Annotated in this window: 23 protein-coding genes; 6 read left to right on the forward strand and 17 right to left on the reverse strand. The window is 51.7% G+C overall.

Annotated features, from left to right (window positions below; translation table 11 throughout):
• The first annotated feature begins 12 nt into the window (after window positions 1–12).
• The 4 genes from ACRQU7_RS13620 (at window position 13) to ACRQU7_RS13635 (ending at window position 3,222) form a co-directional block, all read left to right on the forward strand.
• Entirely contained in the window at window positions 13–693 is a 681-nt protein-coding gene (locus tag ACRQU7_RS13620) for a response regulator transcription factor (protein ID WP_444641379.1), read from the forward strand.
• Window positions 671–2,149 carry a sensor histidine kinase gene (locus ACRQU7_RS13625; protein ID WP_444641380.1) on the forward strand — a complete coding sequence of 493 codons (1,479 nt, stop codon included), beginning with the start codon at window positions 671–673 and terminating at the stop codon, window positions 2,147–2,149. The genes ACRQU7_RS13620 and ACRQU7_RS13625 overlap by 23 nt, the downstream gene beginning before the upstream one ends.
• 268 nt (window positions 2,150–2,417) lie before the next feature.
• Complete coding sequence (locus ACRQU7_RS13630; protein ID WP_185741115.1) at window positions 2,418–2,561, forward strand: hypothetical protein; 144 nt, start codon at window positions 2,418–2,420, stop codon at window positions 2,559–2,561.
• Between the two features lie 61 nt (window positions 2,562–2,622).
• A complete protein-coding gene (locus tag ACRQU7_RS13635; protein WP_038325256.1) occupies window positions 2,623–3,222 on the forward strand; it encodes a nitroreductase family protein in 600 nt (199 codons plus the stop codon).
• 68 nt (window positions 3,223–3,290) lie between these two features.
• Here the strand turns inward: ACRQU7_RS13635 and ACRQU7_RS13640 are convergent, their stop codons facing one another.
• From ACRQU7_RS13640 to ACRQU7_RS13670, 7 genes are all read right to left on the reverse strand, one after another.
• Window positions 3,291–3,845, reverse strand: a complete 555-nt coding sequence (locus ACRQU7_RS13640) for a flavin reductase family protein (RefSeq protein WP_444641381.1) — start codon at window positions 3,843–3,845, stop codon at window positions 3,291–3,293.
• A gap of 276 nt (window positions 3,846–4,121) precedes the next feature.
• The gene (locus ACRQU7_RS13645) at window positions 4,122–4,868 is read right to left on the reverse strand and encodes a MerR family transcriptional regulator (RefSeq protein ID WP_444641382.1); all 747 of its coding nucleotides are present in this window, start codon (window positions 4,866–4,868) and stop codon (window positions 4,122–4,124) included.
• Between the two features lie 268 nt (window positions 4,869–5,136).
• Window positions 5,137–5,985 carry a cysteine ABC transporter substrate-binding protein gene (locus ACRQU7_RS13650; protein WP_141825826.1) on the reverse strand — a complete coding sequence of 283 codons (849 nt, stop codon included), beginning with the start codon at window positions 5,983–5,985 and terminating at the stop codon, window positions 5,137–5,139.
• A gap of 2 nt (window positions 5,986–5,987) precedes the next feature.
• Window positions 5,988–6,743 (reverse strand): amino acid ABC transporter ATP-binding protein, encoded by a 756-nt coding sequence (locus ACRQU7_RS13655; protein ID WP_444641383.1) that lies wholly within the window; start codon window positions 6,741–6,743, stop codon window positions 5,988–5,990.
• 11 nt (window positions 6,744–6,754) lie between these two features.
• Window positions 6,755–7,420, reverse strand: a complete 666-nt coding sequence (locus tag ACRQU7_RS13660) for an amino acid ABC transporter permease (protein ID WP_444641384.1) — start codon at window positions 7,418–7,420, stop codon at window positions 6,755–6,757.
• A complete protein-coding gene (locus ACRQU7_RS13665; RefSeq protein ID WP_038325262.1) occupies window positions 7,401–8,066 on the reverse strand; it encodes an amino acid ABC transporter permease in 666 nt (221 codons plus the stop codon). The genes ACRQU7_RS13660 and ACRQU7_RS13665 overlap by 20 nt, the downstream gene beginning before the upstream one ends.
• 18 nt (window positions 8,067–8,084) lie before the next feature.
• Window positions 8,085–8,918: a bifunctional hydroxymethylpyrimidine kinase/phosphomethylpyrimidine kinase gene (locus ACRQU7_RS13670; protein ID WP_444641385.1), complete on the reverse strand. Its 834-nt coding sequence runs from the start codon at window positions 8,916–8,918 to the stop codon at window positions 8,085–8,087.
• Between the two features lie 459 nt (window positions 8,919–9,377).
• On the opposite strand from ACRQU7_RS13670, the gene ACRQU7_RS13675 reads away from it, so the two are divergent.
• A complete protein-coding gene (locus ACRQU7_RS13675) occupies window positions 9,378–10,673 on the forward strand; it encodes a phosphodiester glycosidase family protein (protein WP_444641386.1) in 1,296 nt (431 codons plus the stop codon).
• A gap of 63 nt (window positions 10,674–10,736) precedes the next feature.
• Here ACRQU7_RS13675 and ACRQU7_RS13680 read toward each other — a convergent pair whose 3' ends face one another.
• The 4 genes from ACRQU7_RS13680 to ACRQU7_RS13695 all read right to left on the reverse strand — a co-directional run bounded on the left by ACRQU7_RS13680 (window position 10,737) and on the right by ACRQU7_RS13695 (window position 12,523).
• Complete coding sequence (locus tag ACRQU7_RS13680) at window positions 10,737–10,880, reverse strand: CPC_1213 family protein (protein ID WP_185741116.1); 144 nt, start codon at window positions 10,878–10,880, stop codon at window positions 10,737–10,739.
• 18 nt (window positions 10,881–10,898) lie between these two features.
• Complete coding sequence (locus ACRQU7_RS13685) at window positions 10,899–11,108, reverse strand: heavy-metal-associated domain-containing protein (protein WP_038325264.1); 210 nt, start codon at window positions 11,106–11,108, stop codon at window positions 10,899–10,901.
• Window positions 11,105–11,269 carry a hypothetical protein gene (locus ACRQU7_RS13690; RefSeq protein WP_444641387.1) on the reverse strand — a complete coding sequence of 55 codons (165 nt, stop codon included), beginning with the start codon at window positions 11,267–11,269 and terminating at the stop codon, window positions 11,105–11,107. Before ACRQU7_RS13690 ends, ACRQU7_RS13685 begins: the two co-directional genes overlap by 4 nt.
• 144 nt (window positions 11,270–11,413) lie before the next feature.
• A complete protein-coding gene (locus tag ACRQU7_RS13695; RefSeq protein WP_141825832.1) occupies window positions 11,414–12,523 on the reverse strand; it encodes a DUF362 domain-containing protein in 1,110 nt (369 codons plus the stop codon).
• Between the two features lie 305 nt (window positions 12,524–12,828).
• Between ACRQU7_RS13695 and ACRQU7_RS13700 the strand changes: the two genes are divergently transcribed.
• Window positions 12,829–13,311 carry a chemotaxis protein CheW gene (locus ACRQU7_RS13700; RefSeq protein WP_444641388.1) on the forward strand — a complete coding sequence of 161 codons (483 nt, stop codon included), beginning with the start codon at window positions 12,829–12,831 and terminating at the stop codon, window positions 13,309–13,311.
• A 60-nt stretch (window positions 13,312–13,371) separates the two neighbouring features.
• Here ACRQU7_RS13700 and ACRQU7_RS13705 read toward each other — a convergent pair whose 3' ends face one another.
• From ACRQU7_RS13705 to ACRQU7_RS13730, 6 genes are all read right to left on the reverse strand, one after another.
• On the reverse strand, window positions 13,372–13,986 hold the full coding sequence (locus ACRQU7_RS13705) for a DedA family protein (protein ID WP_038325267.1): 615 nt from the start codon (window positions 13,984–13,986) through the stop codon (window positions 13,372–13,374).
• 62 nt (window positions 13,987–14,048) lie between these two features.
• Window positions 14,049–15,077, reverse strand: coding sequence for a lysylphosphatidylglycerol synthase transmembrane domain-containing protein (locus ACRQU7_RS13710; RefSeq protein ID WP_185741117.1), 1,029 nt, complete (start codon window positions 15,075–15,077; stop codon window positions 14,049–14,051).
• 210 nt (window positions 15,078–15,287) lie between these two features.
• Window positions 15,288–16,376, reverse strand: a complete 1,089-nt coding sequence (locus tag ACRQU7_RS13715) for an NAD(P)-binding protein (protein ID WP_444641389.1) — start codon at window positions 16,374–16,376, stop codon at window positions 15,288–15,290.
• Between the two features lie 179 nt (window positions 16,377–16,555).
• The gene (locus ACRQU7_RS13720; RefSeq protein ID WP_444641390.1) at window positions 16,556–17,914 is read right to left on the reverse strand and encodes an MATE family efflux transporter; all 1,359 of its coding nucleotides are present in this window, start codon (window positions 17,912–17,914) and stop codon (window positions 16,556–16,558) included.
• A gap of 175 nt (window positions 17,915–18,089) precedes the next feature.
• On the reverse strand, window positions 18,090–19,286 hold the full coding sequence (locus ACRQU7_RS13725) for an aldo/keto reductase (RefSeq protein ID WP_444641391.1): 1,197 nt from the start codon (window positions 19,284–19,286) through the stop codon (window positions 18,090–18,092).
• Between the two features lie 64 nt (window positions 19,287–19,350).
• Window positions 19,351–19,872, reverse strand: a complete 522-nt coding sequence (locus tag ACRQU7_RS13730; RefSeq protein WP_444641392.1) for a type 1 glutamine amidotransferase domain-containing protein — start codon at window positions 19,870–19,872, stop codon at window positions 19,351–19,353.
• Window positions 19,873–19,992: the final 120 nt, after the last annotated feature.

The following is a 19,992-nucleotide window of genomic DNA, read 5'->3' on the forward strand; positions in this document are numbered from 1 at the left end:
GCAGGACTGACAATGGGTGCGAACATACTGATTGTTGAGGACGAAGAAAAAATCGCCCGCTTTGTCGAGTTGGAGCTCGGCTACGAGGGCTATGCCACAACGAAAGCATTTGATGGAAGAACGGGGCTCGAGCTTGCTGAATCCGGCAGGTTCGACCTCGTTCTGCTGGATATCATGCTGCCAAAGCTGAGCGGGATGGAGGTGCTGCGCAGACTGCGCCGGACCTCCTCCGTGCCGGTGATCATGCTGACGGCGCGCGACAGCGTGATGGATAAGGTCTCCGGGCTGGACAGCGGGGCGAGCGATTATATTACCAAGCCCTTTGCCATTGAAGAGCTCCTCGCAAGAATCCGCACCGCGCTGAGAAAAACAATGCCACAGCAGGAAAACACGGTGCTTTCCTGCTGCGGCGTCACGCTGGATACCGCGCGGCGCACCGTTACGGTGAACGGCACGCCTGTGGAACTGACCAAAAGGGAGTTTGACCTTCTTCATTACCTGATGAAGAACAAGGGATTGGTGATTTCCCGCGAAACACTGCTCGAAAACGTCTGGGGCTTCGATTTCACGGGCGAGACCAACGCCGTCGACGTCTATGTGCGGTACCTGCGCGGAAAAATCGACGACGTCTTCGGGCTGAAACTGATTCAGACCGTCAGAGGAGTGGGGTATGTCATCAAAGAGGAACCGTGAGCCGTCCAGCCCCGCCAGCCGGCTGGGCGACAAATTCAAATTCTCCATCGTCCTGAAGCTCAACGCGCGGCTTTTCCTGCGCGTTCTCAGCCTGTTTGTCACCCTCGATATCCTTCTGTGCGTTCTCTGCACGACGGGCCTCGCCATGCTTAGCGAGCAGTCGGCTGGAAACGCCGCCGAAATTCTGAGCAAAAACGGGCTTCCCCAGCAGTCGGATCGGGCATGGCTGGCCGAGGCGGGAATCGATGTATCGGAAAATCAGGGAAAGCCGGAGGGGATTCGGTTCGCAATCCCCGGCGTTCTTCAGAGCCGCTTTTCAAAGCTGACAGCGAAAGGCGTGCGCAGCATTGTGTTTCCGGCTGCACCCAGGCTTCCTTTCGGGAAATATCTGGAGGGCGCCGCTTACAGGGTTTCGGCCGAAATCAGCGGGCAAACCTACCTGATTTCCGTCACAAACGCCGCCGCCATCCGGATGATGGAATCCGCCTTCCTCATTCTTGTCGTGCTGGAGCTGCTCCTGCTTCTGGGAGGGATTTCCCGCGGAGCCAGAGTGATACGGAGAACGCTGCGGCCGATCGAAGAACTGGCTGAAACCGCGAGGAACCTTAACACCGGTGACACGCTCACGCCCGAACAGCTGGAAGCGCTGGCGGGCAAGCTGGACGGAATCAACGCCGCCAGACTGGATACACGGATTGCGGTGGGTGAAACGCAGAACGAGCTGAAAACGCTTGCATCCGCCATCAACGGGATGCTGGACCGGATCAACGAGTCCTACCGGTCCCAGGTGCGTTTTGTTTCGGACGCGTCCCACGAGTTAAGAACGCCGATTTCCGTGATTCAGGGCTACGCAAACCTGCTGGACCGCTGGGGAAAAAACGATGCGAAAACCTTGCAGGAATCCATCGACGCCATTAAGGACGAAACCGCAAACATGAAGGCGCTGGTGGAACAGCTTTTGTTTCTGGCCCGGGGCGACAACAACACCATGGCTCTTCAGATCGAGCGGTTCGACCTGTCCGCTCTTGCCGCGGAGGTGCTGCGGGAAACACAGATGATCGACTCGGGGCACGAGTACGAATCCCATCTCTCTCCCGTTTTCATCAACGCGGACGAAGGGCTGATCAAACAGGCGCTGCGGATTCTGACGGACAACGCTATCAAATACTCTCCCGCCGGGAAAAAGATTACGATCTCCGTTTCCGGTGAAGAAGGCCGCGCCAGACTGACGGTACAGGATGAAGGCATCGGAATTCCCTCCGAGGCGGTCCCCCGCATTTTTGACCGCTTCTACCGCGCCGACGAATCCCGCGCAAGGGCTACGGGCGGAACGGGGCTGGGGCTGTCCATCGCGAAATGGATTGCGGAGCGCCACGGAGGACATCTGGAGGTTCTGAGCCGGGAGGACATCGGCACCCGCATTTCCATGATCCTTCACGCCGCCGCGGAAAAATAGGCAAAGCTAAGGCCTGAGCCCCAACGGAGGGTTCAGGCCTGTTTTTATATCAATCCGAAACAGGATGGTAAAATTTCATCAGTATTTTATTATATAATGAAAGAAATAAAAATTCAAGAGAAAAATTCGATATTAGTAATTATTATTATTTTATACAAAAGAGGATATTTTTTCCCATCTAAAATCTACCTTTTGCGTATAGATTAAATACCGATAACAGGCTATACTATAGTCACAGAAAAAAATGAATCGACAGGAGGTTCTTATTATGAATGAAAAGAATATAAATAAAAAATTGAGTCCGGCTCAGGAAAATAACTACGGAAAGTCGGTTTACCGTCAGGACGAATACGAAATTCCGGATGAAATCAGCTGCTCCATGGAGTTTTCCAACGGCTGCATCGGCGAATAAGCGGAGGGGATTCCTCCCACTATTACGAAATTGACAGGTACATCAGAAAGGCAGAGATTGTATGGAAAGGGATTTTATGGAAGCCCTGAAAAAGCGTAGATCTTATTACGCAATCAGCAAAGAAAAAGTTCTCTCCGACGAAGAGATTGTCAGTCTGGTTGAAGATGCCGTGAAATACACCCCCAGCGCTTTCAATTCGCAAAGCGCACGCACGGTCATTCTTTTCGGCAAGGAACACGACAAGCTTTGGGATACCACAATGGAAATATTAAGAAGCATTGTCCCCGCGAAGAATTTCGCATCTACGGAAGAGAAAATCAATTCCTTCCGCGGCGGGTACGGCACCGTTCTTTACTTTGAGGACCAGAGCATTGTTACCGGGCTGCAGGAGCAGTTCCCGCTTTATAAGGATAATTTCCCGGTCTGGTCGCTGGAATCCTCGGGTATGCTGCAGCTCGTCATCTGGACGGCGCTTGAGTCCAGCGGCTACGGCGCAAGCCTTCAGCACTACAACCCGCTGATCGACGAAAAAGTCGCCGCAGGCTGGAACATTCCGAAAAGCTGGAAGCTTCTCGCACAAATGCCGTTCGGCAAACCCACCGCTTCCCCCGATGAAAAGACCTTCCTTCCCCTTGAAGACAGAGTCAAAATATACAGATAATTAGAAAGATGTGGCGTCCGCAAAGCGGACGCCACATCTCTTTAACAGGGAATTTCCTGCTTTCTTTATCATTTCGCGGCCAATTCCCGTCCGCTTTGAAAAACACGGCCAATCGGTTCGCCGATATCAAAGTACCGGGCAGCCATCATAATGGTCGGCCTGACCAGCGCGGCATCCGGCATACCGTTCTCCAGACACTGATCTTTTGCGTAAGCGGCGACGATTTCTCCCAAAAACATGGTGAAATCAAAGACCGGAATTGTCTGGATAACCTTACAAAGATAATTGACCGGGCATTCTTCGATCATCGGGGCATCTCCGACTTCGTCATAAAAAGCGGAAAAAATCTGGGACTTATCCTTGGAATTTCCGGATACTATCCCGCACAGGTCGGTTTTCTCGATCAGGCCGGCATCCGGGATATTCACACTGAAAAAACCGTTTTCACGGATTCCCTGTGTGATGTAATGTGTGTTTTTCAGCGATACATACAGAACGGGGCGCTGACTGACAACCCCGTATGCGCCGATGGTCGTATAACTTGGCTTTCCCTTGACAGTCGCACCGGCGATCACGGCAATATAGGGTCCGTATGGAATATTGGGAATCTTTGTTTTATTCATGTAAATCACCTTTCAAATAAAATTCACTGCGCAGTGTGGAACAGTATATCAGATAAAATCGAAAAAGAATAGACTTTTTCTTTTGGATATGTTATCGTATTATGTAGTTATGCCCACCGGGCGGCAATTCATCGGGATGGATTGCCGCCTTTTTCATTTTCCGTCCACGCTTTCGCACCTCGGCTGACGGCGACACCCGTTTGGGCTGGCCGCATGTATCTGATGATTACCGTGATATAAAGGAAAGGCCCGCTGATCAAGCGGGTCTTTCCTAAACTATTCTTTTGTATTTTTCGGATTGTCGACATGCTGCCCCACGGCAGCCAGCAGAAAGTAACTTAAGCCGATTTGCTGATCTTCCATCATCTTATGGTGGAACTGATCCTGAGACAAAAATTGAGAGGTACGATAGAATTGCCCCGCATCCATTTTGGTCCCGTGGTCATTTAAAAACTTCAAATGACCTTTCACAAGACTCTGTACTCTTTCATCCGCGGCAGAGATTTGATTTTTCAATGCCTCAGACATGGCATCCATAAACCGTTTTGCTTCGGCGGCTTTCTCATTGAGCTCCTCGGGATCGATTTCCGCCGTTTTCAAATCAACCTGATAATTTTCCTTTAGATAGTCACTTTGAGGCTTCAGCGCTTCTTCCCAGCCCTGTTTATCAAATCCCTGAAACAAGTCCTGTTCGCTCATGGTTTCTCCTTTCAGTGCAGAACGGATGGATTTCCGGATCGTGTCGAGCAGGCGGTCGGTTCGCTGCCTTTGTGTACAAAGCAGCTTCTGCTGCCGCTCCAAGCATGTAATCCGATTGGACTCGCTCTGCAATGCTTTCTGAATTTCTTTGAGGGTAAAGTCCAGTTCCCGGTAAAAAAGAATTTGCTGCAGTCGTTCCAGTTCTTTTTTCCCATAGAGACGGTAGCCGGCTTCCGTCACCCGGCATGGGAGAAGCAGACCGATTTTGTGATAATAGTGAAGGGCTTTAATCGTTACGCCCGTCATGGCAGATACTTCTTTCACCGTGTATTCCATCTTTTCACCCCGCAAGCTGATAGTACTCTATGACCCAAGGGGAGAGTCAACAGGTTTTTTATCATTTTTAAAAGTTTCTAATAATCCTATTATCCCCGCTGTGCAGTCAGATGCCAAACAACAAAGAAACCTTTGATTTTTTAGGGGTTCTACGGGGCAGCAATATCAGGCCGGTGAAAGACAGATCGAAAGATAGCTGTTTCCGCTGAACGCAAAAACAACGCCGGAAAAACCGGCGTTGTTTTTTTTTGTTCCGTTACTGGATTTTTCCGCCCTCAATCACCACGTCATCCGCGGCGACGGAGTCGCCGTAGGCCGGTTTCAGTGTGGCGTCATAGGCCTCGTGAATGAAGTTTTCCTTGCCCAGTGCGGTCAGCTCATTGTTGACCCAGTCAAGAAGCTCCTTGTCGCCCTTCTTCACCGCGGGCGCGATCGTGTCCTGTTCGCCCAGCGAGGAAACGCCGACCGTGTAGCCGCTGTTTTCTCTCGCCCAGGCAAACAGCAGGGTGTTGTCGTGCGCAAGAGCGGCGCCGCGGCCGTCCTTCAGCGCCTGAAACGCCTCGGTATTCTGGTCGTATTTCAGCAGTTCGATATCCGGATAGTTTTTCGTGAAGTACGTTTCCGCCGTCGTTCCTTTGTTGACGATCAGCTTTTTGCCCTTGAGCTGGGAGACATCGGTAATCTGGCTGCCGTCCGGAGAAACCACGCCGAGCGCGACCTTCATGTACGGATTTGCGAAATCAACCTTCTCTTTTCTCTCGTCCGTTACGGTAAAGTTGGCCATAATCAGGTCCACCTTGCCGGACTGCAGGTACTCTACGCGGCTCGCGGCTTCCACAAGGACAAATTCGACCTTGTTTTCGTCACCCAGAAGGTCTTTTGCAAAGCGCTTCGCAATGTAAACGTCAAATCCCTGATTTTTTCCCTGAGCGTCGACATACCCGAAAGGAGGTTTGTCGCTGAACACTCCGACCTTGATTTTTCCGTTCTGCTTAATGGTTTCCAGCGAGGACTTCTGGGTCCCCTGCTGGGAGCAGCCCGCAAATGTTCCCAATGCCAGTACGACCGCCAGCACGGCGGCAAGAATTCTGCCTGTCTTTTTCATAATTAACCCTTCTCTTCATCAAAATTAAAAATATTCAGAAACTGTTTTGCCCTGTCGGTTTTCGGATCGGTAAAAAAGAGTTCCGCATTGGATTCCTCTACAATCTTCCCTTCGTCAATAAATACGACCTTATCCGCGACCGCTCTGGCAAAACCCATTTCATGGGTAACAATCACCATCGTCATGCCCTGCTTCGCAAGGCCGAGCATCACGTCGAGCACCTCGCGCACCATTTCGGGGTCAAGCGCCGCCGTGACTTCGTCGAACAGCATTACCTCCGGATTCATACACAAGGCGCGCACGATGGCCACACGCTGTTTCTGTCCGCCGGAAAGCTGGCGGGGATACGCGTTTTTTCTGTCCAGAAGCCCGATGCGCTCCAACAGCGTTTCCGCCTGCCGCCTGGCTTCTTCCCGGCTCCTCTTCTGCACCTTCAGAGGGCCGAGCAGAATGTTTTCCAGAATCGTCATATGCGGGAAAAGATCATAGCTCTGAAAAACCATCCCGATTTTCTGCCGGACCAGATGCCACTGTGTTCCGGCGGAGGAAATAGACTGACCGTCAAGGCTGATCTCCCCCGACTGTATCGGCTCAAGGCCGTTGATACATCGCAGCAGAGTGCTCTTCCCGCAGCCGGAAGGCCCGAGAATGACGACGACCTCGCCCTTGTGGACCTGCAGGTCGATCCCGTCCAGCACGGTTCTGTCGTCGTAGCTTTTATGAAGCTGTTTGATTTCAAGAAGAATATCTTTCTCCATTTTTTACCTCCTCAGGACTGCCATTTCCGTTCCAGCCGTTTGGACAGGAGCGAAACAGGATAACAGACTGCAAAATACAGCAGGAATATAAAGCCGTATATCCAGAAGGATGCCGTGGGCACCTCTAAAATGGACCGTTCGATAATCTGCTGGCCCACCTTCAGGACCTCCACCACCCCGATCAGCACCACCAGCGAGGTGGTCTTGATCATGCGCGTCGCAAGGTTGATCGCGGCGGGCAGCAGACGCCGCACGGTCTGCGGAATAATGACATAGCGGTAAATCTGCACGTTGGTCAGCCCAAGGGCGGCGCCGGATTCCCTTTGATGTTTCGGCAGGGATTCCACCGCGCCACGGACAATGTCCCCCATTTCCGCCGTGCCCCAGAGGGAAAATACCATGATGGAAACGACCTCCCCGCCCAGCTCCAGGTTCAGGGTAAAATAGAAGATAAACAGCCACACAAGAATCGGAATGATGCGCACCGCTTCGAGATAAACCCGGCAGACGGAACGAACAGCCTTCCATTTCGACGTCATCACAATGCCCAGTACAATCCCGAGAACGCCGGAGATCAGAACGGAAACCAGCGCGATCCGCGCCGTTACCAGCAGCCCGTTCAGCAGGCGAAGAAGGTTTGAGCCTTCAAAAATAACGTTAATTCCCGAACTGGCCATAGCGCACCTTCCTTTCCAGAGCGGACAGAAGCAGGGATACCGGCAACAGAAGCAGCAGATAGAACAGCACAAGCAGGGTGAGCGCCTCCGTAGTCGAATAATACATGCCGATCAGGTCCTTGGCGACAAACATCAAGTCCGGCAGCGCCACCGCGCTGACGATCGACGTCTCTTTCATCAGGAAAATCGCGTTGGCTTCCAGCGCGGGCATGGAGACGGAAAACGCCTGCGGGAAAATGACATAGCGTACCAGCTGCGCGCGGGAAAGGCCGATGCTGAGCCCCGATTCGATTTGGGTCTTCCCCACTGCCTCCAGTCCGCTGCGGAACGCTTCCGCCATATAGCTTCCGCCCAGAAAGGTCAACCCCGCAACCGCGCAAAGCTCCGCTTCCAGCTTCAGCCCGATCTGCGTCAGTCCGTAATACAGGAAGAACAGCTGTATCAGCGACGGGGTATTCCTGGAAAACTCAATATAAACCTTCACAATGGATTTCAGCACGCGGACCCGGTAATAAATCGCCAGGCTGCAGAGGAAACCCACCAGAAGCGACAGTGCAATTGCCCACACGGAAATGGTCAGCGTCAGCTGCGCCGCTTTCCAATAGAGAGGCAGGCTCTGTACAATAAAGCCGAAATTCAATAAAATCCGCCTTCCTTTTGTGATTTAGCCGAAAAGCTTCAATGCTTTGAGAAAATCCGGGATACCGGCTTCAAAGCTGATCCCGAAACGGAAATCCGAACCCGCCGCCCGGGTCCGGCGGATTCCCTCCACCGTAAAGTCGGCGGCGATCCGGGCCGCCTTCACAAGCGGGAAATCATTGAGAAGCGCGGCGAACAATGCGCTCGCGAAAATATCCTCCGCCCCGCGGCAGTCGCCTTCCGTACAGTCGGAAAGGACATAATCGATTTCTCCGTTTTTCGTGTCATAGGCCGCGGCGCCCGGATGGGCCGCGTCAAAGCGGACGCCGGTCAAAACAATTTTCTCCGGGCCAAGCCCGCCCAGCTTCTTTAAAATACTGTCAACATAAACTCTTTTGTATGGCCCTTTCAGATAGGGTTCGTTCAGCAGCAGAGAGGCTTCCGTCAGATTCAGCACGAGGATATTCGCTTTGCCGCAGAGGTTTCTCATCTCCGACGGGAACGTACCGTCCAGGTGCGGGTACAGCTTTCCGCCGTCCGCCATGTCAGGGTTCACAAGAACGGGCGCATCCTCTTTCCGAAACCCACCGATCAGGGCGGATACGGCTTTTACCTGTTCCGGGGAGCTCAGATCACCGGTACAGATTCCGTCAAATTTCAGCCCAAGGCTTTTCCAGTGCTCCTGAATTTTGGGGATATCCCCCGCAAGGCCGCGATATGTACCGTCCGGGAATCCGTCCCTGCGGGCGGACAGCACCGCGGTGGGAAGCACGGCCGTTTCGATTCCCGCCGCCGAAAGGATGGGCAGCGCAGCCGTCAGCAGGCCTTTCCCGAAGCAGGGCAGATCATGGATCGCCAAAGCCCTCTTCCGGGGCCTTTCCCTTGCTCCGGTTTGATAAGTTCGTCTGAACAGGGTGTTTATGAATTGGGACCGCATCTTGCCACCGCCTCGCGTCTATATTAAACATATATTTTTAGTAGTTATTATATGCGCTATCCTCTCTTTTGTCAACAGGAAAACCAAGATTCCCTGAAAATGACGATGTGTGGGAAGATCAGGAAAACCGGATTATTTCCCGAGCGACATAAACTATTAATAAATTTTTAACAGAATACGATTGAAAATGGGATATAATATTATTGATAACATCTACAGTTGATTCTGCAACAAGTTTGCGTTTCTCCCCCGCCTTCGGCGGGGGAGAAACATGTTCTGTCTCTCAAACTGAAATGGAATCGCTGTAATCGTATTTTCCAGCAAACGGAAGGGTTTGAAAACAGAGAAGGTTCATGATCGCACGGAAGGGGATATCAATTCATGAATATCAGAACAAAATCGAAAGCGAAAAAAGGAATCGTTTGCGCGGCGGTTCTTTGTCTGGCCGCCCTGCAGGTCACATCGGCAAGCCCGGTGCAAGCCCTCGGCGCTCCGGATATTTCCATCAGCACGGCGTCCTCTCTGGTGGATGAGATCAAAACCACCATCGCGTACGGACTCACCCAGAAGGAATTTATATACACCGATCAGGCCGGTAAAAGGCTGACCTGCTTTACCATGGAGTATAATCCGCAGCAGGCCGGCGTGACCCTTGCGGCGGGCACTCCGCACGACGGAACGAAGATCGGCCTGGCCACCGTACGGGATCAGGCAGGCGCCGCGGTCCAAAACGGAAAACAGGTGGTCGCCGCCATCAACGCGGATATGTATAATATGAGCACAGGCGACCCGTGGGGCGTAGTGGTCAAGGACGGAACCGAAATCCACTCCTATGCGCCGGTGCGCACCTGGTGGAAGTTTTTCGGCGTTAAAAAAGACGGCTACCCGATTTACGGCGACCGCCAGACTTACGAAGCCAACAAGGGAAATATCCAGCAGGCGCTGGGCATTCACAGTATTCTGGTCGACGGCGGCATCGTCGTCAACACGGACTTGACGGCCACGCTTGCTCCCCGCAACGCCGTAGGCGTGCGCAGTGACAATTCCGTTTTCTTCCTGCTGGCGGACGGCAGAAAGGACCCGTATTCCCACGGACTGACACTGCAGCAGACCGCGCAGCTTATGAAGGACCTGGGAGCGGTGTGGGCCGGCAACCTGGATGGCGGCGGCTCGTCCACCCTGATGACCAGGACCCCCGGAGAAACCGCGCTGACCGTAAAGAACCATCCTTCCGACGGATGGGAGCGCGCCGTAGCCAATTCGTGGCTCTTCCTCGCCAATCCGAAGCCGGACGGCGTCTTTGTCTCCGCCGCGCTGACGCCTTACGACAAAACCTATTCCCCGAAATCCATCGTTCCGATCACAGCGAAGGGGCTGGATTTCTCGGGCGCTCCGACCGCCCTTCCCAAGAGCGGGTTAAGCTGGGCGCTGTCCGATTTCAGCTTTGGCAGCATTGACCAGAACGGTGTCTTCTCCTCCAACGGCCAAGAGGGACAGGTACAGGTACAGCTTTGGTACAACGGCCGGATCGTCGGTTCCACCTACGTTGAGATCGCCACACCGGACAATTATGTCTCCGTCGGCACCGTCTCGCCGAACGCCGGGAAAGACGCCGGCCTGACGGCTACCTATCAGGGACGCGAGGTCATCCTGACCATGAATAAATCGAACTGGTAATTTTCAGACACAAAAATACTGTCCCGGTTTTTAACCGGGACAGTATTTTTTATCGGGAAAACATCAGTTCCCGTATCCGCTCTGCCCTTCTTTGCCGAATTTCGCTCTGGCGCTCTCGGCCTGAGGGTCGTGCTTGATGTGCTTCTTATCCGTTTTTGCCTGTTTCTTATCGCTTCCGCTTTTCTTGTCCTTCTGTGTATGGCTCATTGAAATCCCCTTTCCGCCTTATTCGTACTCGATTTTAAAGCCGGTGTGTTCAATGCAGTCCTTGATTTCCTCTTCCGTCGCGGGCTCATTGTACTCCACCTTGACCGAACCGGTCGTCAGGTTCACGCCGACTTCCTGGACTCCCTTGATTTTATCCAGCGCGTTTTTGATTTGGGTTTTGCACTCTTTATTCTGAATTCCTGATACGCTGCAAAGCATCGTATTCATTTTTTCTCCCCCTCGTTGTTGTTCTTTTCATGCCTGCCGTCATGCATGCCCAGTTTGCGGCCGTCTATCATCCCAGCGTCCGCATTTTCCCTGGGTTTCATCGTTCTCAGCTCCGGGTTGCTCTTTTCCCGGTCTTTCCTTCTGTTTTTGTTATTGTCCATCTTTTTTCCCTTCCCGTCATGGTATTATGTCGCCTATTTAGTATTCATGGAATGAAAAAATTTATACAGGCGCTCAGGAACACAGAAAAACCGCATTGGCACCAACCAATGCGGCTTCACATATGATACTGTTTTAAAATACAGCTACTTTACAGTGATTAATTCATATTCCCGGCTGCCCAGACCGATTTTTACTGCGTGATCGATGCAGCTGTTCCAGTTGGTTTCCGGATGCGTGTCGGTAAAATGGTCGTGATGGTCGTGCGGTTTCTTCGACAGGAGGCTGCCGCTGAGGACGGGCTGGCGGTTGACCGCGTCGGCACAGGCCACATCCAGCGCCACCGGGTCAAAGGAGGCAAACATCCCGACATCCGGAACGATCGGGATATCGTTTTCGGGGTGACAGTCGCAGTACGGGGAAACATCCACCACAAGACTGATATGGAACTGCGGACGGTCCTTTAAAACAGCGTACGCGTATTCCGCAATTTTGCAGTTCAGAATATCGTTCGTTTCGTCGCCCATGGGGTTTACCGCGTCAAAATTGCAGGCGCCGATGCAGCGGCCGCAGCCGACGCACTTATCGTGGTCAATTTGCGCCTTTTTGTTTTCATCAAAGGAAATCGCGTCGTGCGCACAGTTTTTGCGGCACATCCCACAGCTTCTGCAAAGCTCTTTATCCACAATCGGCTTGCCCGCGCTGTGCATTTCCATTTTTCCCGCACGGGAACCGCAGCCCATCCCCACATTTTTCAGCGTACCGCCGAAGCCGGTGGACTCATGGCCCTTAAAATGGGTCAGAGTGAGGAAAATATCGGCGTCCATCATCGCGCGGCCGATTTTGGCTTCCTTGACATATTCGCCGTCGATCGGGACCAGGGCCTCGTCGGTTCCTTTCAAGCCGTCCGCAATGATCGCATGACAGCCGGTCGCGAAGGGGTTAAAGCCGTTTTCATACGCCGCGTCAAGGTGGTCGAGCGCGTTCTTCCTTCTGCCCACATACAGGGTATTGCAGTCGGTCAGAAAGACCTTGCCGCCCTGTTCTTTAATGAGGTCCACAATAACCTTCGCGTAATTCGGACGCAGGTACGAAAGATTGCCCGGCTCCCCGAAATGAATTTTGATGGCCGTATATTTGTCTTTGAAATCAATGGATTCCATTCCCGCTTTTTTAACCAGCTTTTCCAGCTTTTGCAGCAAATTGCAGCTTTGTGTCGCGCTGAAATCCGTAAAATATACTTTTGAAGCTCCCATATTCTGTTCTCCTTTTCAGCTTAACACGGCCTGATTCCTCTGCCGCAAGGCAGATCAAGCAGGACCGATTTTCATTCATTATAGCATAAGTTTTTTCAGAAGGGAAACATTCTCTCCGCGGAAACCGGAAGGAGCTCCCCCGTACCATGCTCCCGTCGCGGCACAAAAAACAACCGGAGATTCATAATATATAAAGATTTCATTAAGAAATTAAAAAATTTACACAATTCAACAAAATTCTATCATTATTTTTCCGAAAAATCCGATACAGAACATAGAATTAAATTGCAAAAAGGAGACATTTTATGTTAACACCGTATCAATTATCTGAAAATTCTACGAGCGGACAGTTCCTGCCATTCAGGCTGGACAATGAAATTTTTGCAATTGAAAGCATGTATGTAACGGCTATCTCCAAAATGCTGATGATTTCTCCCCTGCCCGGCACCCCGGAATACTGCAAGGGAATTGCCAGAGTAGAGGGAAAGCTCCTTCCGGTCATCGACATGCGCTTAAAATTGCGCAAAAACTGCATCCCCTACAATGATGAGACGCAGATCATCATGGTCAATCTGGAAGGGGCACAGAGCGGGCTGATCGTAGACACGCTGGCGGAGGTTCTGACCGTAAGCCCCGAATGCCCGGACGGGTATGAGGAACCTCTCCAAAAATCGAATCCGTATTTTAAAGGCATCATAAAGGTCAGCGGCAGCCCGGCAATGGTTCTGGACTGCAAAAAGATACTGATGGAAGACGGTATATTCGATCTGGCCCAGCTTGTCTCTTAAACATCCATACAGAAACAGCGGCGGAAAATTCCGTCGCTGTTCTGATAAGGAAGGCCGGTGTTACCGGCGCTTTGACCTTCTGAAAAAGTACCACGCACAGAAAACAACCAGGGATACGGCGACGACCGCGATCGCAGCCATCGAGTAAGTATCCACATACCGTACCACCGTTTCCCAGGAAGCGCCGAAAAAAGCCCCCAGATAAACCAGAACGACGTTCCACAGAAACGTTCCCAGCGCGGTCAGCAGCAAAAACATCCCCATCCTCATTTTTGCCATTCCGGCGGGGATGGAAATAAGGCTGCGCACGACGGGAATAAACCGGCAGAAAAACACTGTAAACTTTCCCCGCCGGGCAAACCACGCTCCCGCGTGGTGGACGTCCTCCCTTTTTAAATGAAGGACTCTCCCCAGCTTGCCGCCCAGCAGACGCTCCAGCCGCTGCGGGCTCATCAGCCTGCCCACGCTGTACAAAACCACGGCGCCCAGAACGGAGCCAATGGTCGCCGACAGCACCACGCCCCATATTTTCAGGTCCGTTACCGTGGTCATGAATCCGCTGAAGGTTAAAATCACCTCCGACGGAATGGGAGGAAATATATTTTCAACTGCAATCAGCAGTGCAATTCCAAAATAACCGTATTGGTTGATAATCCCTATGATCCAATCCTGCATTTAATCAAACTCCTTGCCTCACCTGAATCCTTAGAATTTTCCGGACATGGCATCCGCCGCCGTCAATCGGGAAGATATTTCTTCCCTCCAAAATAAACGAGCACGCTTCCCAGAAGAATATTAAGATAATAGCTTGAAAATCTCCAAAGGGTAATTCCCGGAATGATATACGGGCCGAAAAATTCCCGGAAGAAGAGATAGAAGCCTCCCTCCGCACCCCCGGAAGAACCCGGCAGCGGAATGAACGACGCGGCCATCATGACAAAAGTGTCCGCCGCGACCATAGTAAACACCGGCTCCCCCTTCAGGTTGAAGCTGCGGTAAACAAAGAAGGATAAGAGGCTGGCAATCGTAATCTGAATCAGCGTGAGAAAAATCGTGATCGCATACAAGGCGTAATTTTTCCCGAAAATTTTGGAGCTGTCGTGGAAAACAAGAAGCTGGCCGTGCACCTGATCGTAAAATTTCTGGGAAAGCTTATGAAGGTGTATTTTGTCCATAAAGCGGACAACCGCCCGCAGGATCAAATCGGTAAGCCTTTCATTCATCATAAAAACCAGCGCAAACAAAATAAAAAGGCTGTTTGTAACCAGCCCGAAAACGGCGATCACGGCAAAATTACTTACTTTGGTCTGAAAATAATTCAGCTCAAACGCCACCAGAATGAAGGAGTACACAAACGTAACCCCATGATGGATCAGGGACTTTACGGTCACGATGGAAGTAGCGGCGCCTGTTTCCATTCCCATCTTTGTCATACAGTAGACTTCCATTGGCTCCCCCGTCCCGAAAGGGGCAAGGGCACTGTAAAAAATTTCGACCATGCCGATATAAAGCGATTCTCCCAAGGTCCATGCTTTGTCAAGATGGTTGCAGAGCAGGTGAAGCACATATCCCTCGAGAAACCATCCGGCAAGCACTCCCACCAGAATCCAGAGAAGCCAGATCGGCTGAAGCTCCGAAAGAACATGCCCCATACTTTTCATACCGTCTTCGGTAAACAGGAAGAAAGCAAGGATTCCTATTGAAAGTAAAATGGTCGCCGCCGAAAAAATATTTTTGGCGGTTGCCGATTTTTTTTGATTCTGCATGGCATCCCCTTCAGATCTGAAATACTGTCTTCTATGCATGACCATAGCATGAATTAATATTATACAACAGAAAGTCTTAAAAGAACAGCGCACATTTATAAACAATACATGAAAACTTTATGTACAAGCTTTCTTTAGTCCAAAATCGGCTGCAGGAAGCTGTGAAATTGGCTTTTCAGCCAATTTCACAGTTCCCTGCAGTCAGCGATATCAGGCGCGTTTTAAAAACGTCATCCATTTTAACAGGTCGAAGCTGCTGCCCGAACCGAAGATCCGGGTGTTCAGGGCGCTGACCGCCTTCAGCTCAAAAAATCCGGCGATGCGGTCAAACGACGCATCGTCCATCTTTTCCAGCTTGCGCCTGAGCGCCAGCGAATGGTTGTAGTTCGAGAACAGGGGCTTTGCCAGTTCGCCGTAGCGCTCGATTGAGCAGATATCGTACGCGGCGTAGACGCCGGTTAAAACGGACGTAAACTGTCCGAAGCCGAGCCCCGGGGAAAGCGCTCCAAAACAGTTTCCGGTAAAATAGGTGTTTTTGATTTTGGGCCTTCTGCAGATTCCCATCATATATTTTTGGATCTGGAACTGATCCGTGATCTTTAAATCCTGATCGAGATCCCTGCGTGCCAGATCGTAAAACAGGTTCCACATTTTTTTGATATCGTAAATATCCGGCGCGGGGCTGTCCGGAAAAGCGATGACAAGATTTGCTTCTTTTTCTGTAAAGGGAATCAGCCAGGCGTAGCCTTTCGGTATGATTCCATAATTGAACCATACGTGGGGCATATCGGTTTGGAAATTCCCCTCCACCGTTGCTCCTTTGATGGCACAGGTGAGGTCGCACCGGTAATTGTTCTGCTGAATCGCATAGGCTCCGTCCCCGGTCGCCAGAACGACACAGTCAAAATTTTTGGTAAGGTCTTCATAATCTTCCGTCGAGTGAAAGTGGATTTCGCTTTTTACCTGTCTTTCCAGCTGGCACTCAAAGGAATCGTCGTGCCGTCCCCTGATATTGGTACAGCCGATATATCCGTCAACGCTGGCCGTATGATTTTTAGAATGAAGCACCAGCCTGTTGACTTCGTCAATAGGCTTCAGGACGATATGGTATTCGTCCGCCAAATAGGGAATACAGTCCTTAACCGGCCTGTTTAATATGCTGAACATCGCCTCCGCGTTGACGAACCGGTCGCCGACACAGCTCCGCTTTTCAAAAATTACGGGTTTGATTCCCTGTCTTTCCAGTGTGATTGCGCAGGAAAGCCCGGAAAGTCCCGCGCCCAGTATGGCAACATCCATTCCGCTTCCTCCTTATATTCTGTAATGATTATTTTATTATTGCTCTATCCGGCAAACAACATACATAAACCGGAAAAAACCGCCTTACGACGGACAAAGCGCCGCATTGGAACAGCCAATGCGGCGCTTTCAATTAAAATTATAAAACAATATCGAGGGCTAGAGCGTGCATGCAAGCTCTAACGCAGCACGGAGGACCATTTTACCCGCAGAATCAGGATAATGGAAATGACCGCGGCGGCATAATTGGAAAACAGGTTACCCCAGAAAACGGAATAAAACTGCAGTGCCTGTTCTGTAGCCAAAATAAAAAGATACCGCAAAAGCCAGATGCGCAAAACCCCCAGCACCAGCGGCACGCCGGTCCGGCCAAGGCCGATAAACGCGCCCTGCACCGCCATACAGACACCGAAGCCCACCACGGAATAGGTGTAGATATGCAGCGCCCGGTTGGCGATCTCCAGTACGTCCGCCCTCTGCGTAAACAAGACCGTGAGGAAAGGGGACAGCGGCACGATCAGGCCGATGATGGCGACGGCCGTCACCGCGCTGGCCACGCACCCGATCAGGCAGGAACGCTTCGCTTTGTCCGGCTGCTCCGCCCCGATATTCAGGCTGACCATGGTCGTTACGGCCGAGCCGAAAGCCGCCGGCAGATTGAAGCACACGGCGGTAATATTGTTGGCGATGCCCTGCCCGTTTAAGACCACCGCGCCGTATTTCTGGGTTTCGTTATTGATCAGGAAAAATCCCAGATTCAGCATCAGGCTGGTCAGCATAGCGGGAACGCCCACACGAAAGAGCTGAAAAATCAGCTGTTTGTCAAACCGGAATCCTTTCAGGGTAAGCTTGTCTTCCCCCTGCCTGACAAACAGTTCATAGAACATCCAGCCGCAGATCAGGAAATTGGCACAGAAGGAAGAGAGCACACAGCCCACTACCTCCAGCCGCAGCCAGACGACAAACACGACATTAAAAATAATTTTCAGAAAGAGCATGAGCAGCATGCGGATAAAGGTGGCCTCCGGCTTTCCGGTAGCGTTTTTGATCGCATTGTAGATGCTCTCCAAAAAAGAAAACGGCAGAACAAAGGCGTAAAGGCTGATATACAGCATCACGTTGTGCGATATTTCCGGATCTACATTGGCCGAAATCGGAAACGCCACCAGTGCGGACAGGGGCGCGATACAGAATCCCATGGTAAAGGCAAACACGACGATCTGCGCGGAAATGCTCCGTACCCGGTCAAAATCGCCGTGGCCGTTCGCCTGACCGATAATGGCCATCGCCGCTACGCTCAGACCCTGGGCCAGTGCCGTCATCATGTTGATGACGGGTTCGCTGTAGGTGACCGCGCTCGCGACCAGCGTTCCCGCCGCATTATTGATAAAAAGTCCGTCCGTCAGCGGCATCAGGGACTGTATGACGCTCATCATCAGCGTTGGCAGCGACAGCATCATGAGCGTTCTCAATATATTTCCGTGCAGAATCAGGTCCCGCCGTTGTTCGGTACTCTGATGTAAAAATTCAAATTTCAATCTAAACCCGCTTTCTGTCTGTGAGTTTTCATTGTATCATGATAAAATCAGGTTTTCAAGACAGAAAGCCCTTCTTTTCGCGTTTCTTCGGGAAATTATGAGCCGTCGTACAAAAAAAGAAACCGCGCCGGGTATTTCTTCCTTAAAGGAATTCACACCGAAGCGCGGCCGGGTTCTAATTTGATTTTATCCTCATCATTTTCCTGACAACGGTAACAAGCGGTTTATAGAGAACGCCTTCCATCTCACGGCTGACTGTTTTCAGTTCCTTCCGAATGGCTATTTGCTGCGGACAGTGGCTTTCGCATTTTCCGCACTGCCTGCACTGGGACGCGACGGCCGGTTTGGCCGACAGGGCGCCCAGCGACTGAAAGTACCGGCGCCGCGCCGATTTGTCCTGCATCAGGTACTTATCGTTGTAACAGGAAAAGCATCCGGGAATGTTCACCCCGGCGGGACAGGGCATACAGTACCCGCAGCCTGTACAGGGAATTTTCGTCTTTTCGCTGATTTCCTTTCTGACCGTCCGGAACACATCCAGTTCCTCCGCGGAGAGGGAATTGGGCTCCGCCTCCCCTGCGATGCGGATATTTTCCTCCATCTGCGTTTCGTCGCTCATACCGGAAAGCACCACGTTCACTTCGGGATGGTTCCATACCCAGCGCAAAGCCCACTCCGCCGGGGAACGGTTTTTGTCGTAGCTCTGAAACGCCTTCGTCACCAGCTCCGGCAGGTGCGTGACCAGCTTTCCGCCGCGCAGAGGCTCCATGACGATCACGGGTATTCCCATCGCCGCCGCAGTTTGCAGCCCGGCTTTCGTCGCCTGATTGTTTTCATCCATATAGTTGTACTGGATCTGGCAGAAATCCCACGGATACGCTTTTAAAATCAGTTCAAAGTCCGTCCGGCTCCCGTGGAAAGAAAAGCCGATATTTTTGATTTTGCCCTGTGCCTTCAGTTCTTCCAGCCATTCCATAACGCCGAGCGAAGCAAGGCGGTCATACCCCGGCTTGTCGGTCAGCATGTGCAGCAGATAATAATCGATATGGTCCGTCTGCAGCCGCTGAAGCTCCGTTGCAAAGATTTTTTTTGCATTTTCCAGCTTTCCAACCAAAAAAGGAGGCAGCTTTGTGGCGATTTTCACCCGGTCGCGGTAGCCCCCGGCCAAAGCCCGGCCCAGCAGCAGTTCGTCTTTCCCGTTCTGATAGATATAGGCCGTATCAAAATAGTTCACGCCCTTTTCAATGGCGTCGTGTATCATCTGAATCGATCTCGTTTCATCGATCGAACCGTTCTTTGTGGGCAGCCGCATACATCCGAACCCCAGAATGGAAAGCTCATCGCCGTTTTTCGCGTTTACTCTTGTCTTCAAATGAATCCCTCCGGAAATTGCGGGGCGCGGAAAGCGCCCCGTCTGTCACCATGTGTACGTGCCGTCACTGTTTTCCGAGCAGTTCAATGAACGCCTTCATATATTCCGGCAAATCCGGCGGGCGGCGGCTGGAAACGATATTGCCGTCTACAACCACCGGAAGGTCGTACCATGTGGCCCCGGCATGAATCAGGTCATCCTTGATACCCGGGGTACTCGTGACCTTTTTGCCCTGCAGGATATCCGCGGAAGCCAGAACCCAGCCCGCGTGGCAGATATGCCCGATGGGCTTTTGCTGCCGGTCCATAGAGCGGACCATTTCCAGAACCTGTGGAAAACGCCTTAATTTGTCCGGCGCCCAGCCGCCGGGTACCAGAAGCGCGTCGTAATCCTCAATACGGATATCCCCGAACGCATAATCGGAAACCGCCGGAACACCGTATTTGCCGACATACTTTTGGTTTGCCTTTTCGCCGACCAGATGGACGGTGACTCCCTCTTCCCGGAGCCTCAGCACCGGATACCACAGCTCCAGATCCTCAAAATCGTCCGAAATCAGGCAAACGGCTTTCAAGTCCTTTTTCATGGAATTACCTCCTTTTTTTTCTGTTTATGTTGATTATAATATTGCAGCCCGGATTTATCAATAAGAAAACAAGGATTTTGTGCGGAACAAGATTTTATTCCGCGGCATATTTATGGTATC

Source organism: Caproiciproducens puteiluti (genome assembly GCF_052442865.1).
Taxonomy (GTDB): domain Bacteria; phylum Bacillota; class Clostridia; order Oscillospirales; family Acutalibacteraceae; genus Caproiciproducens.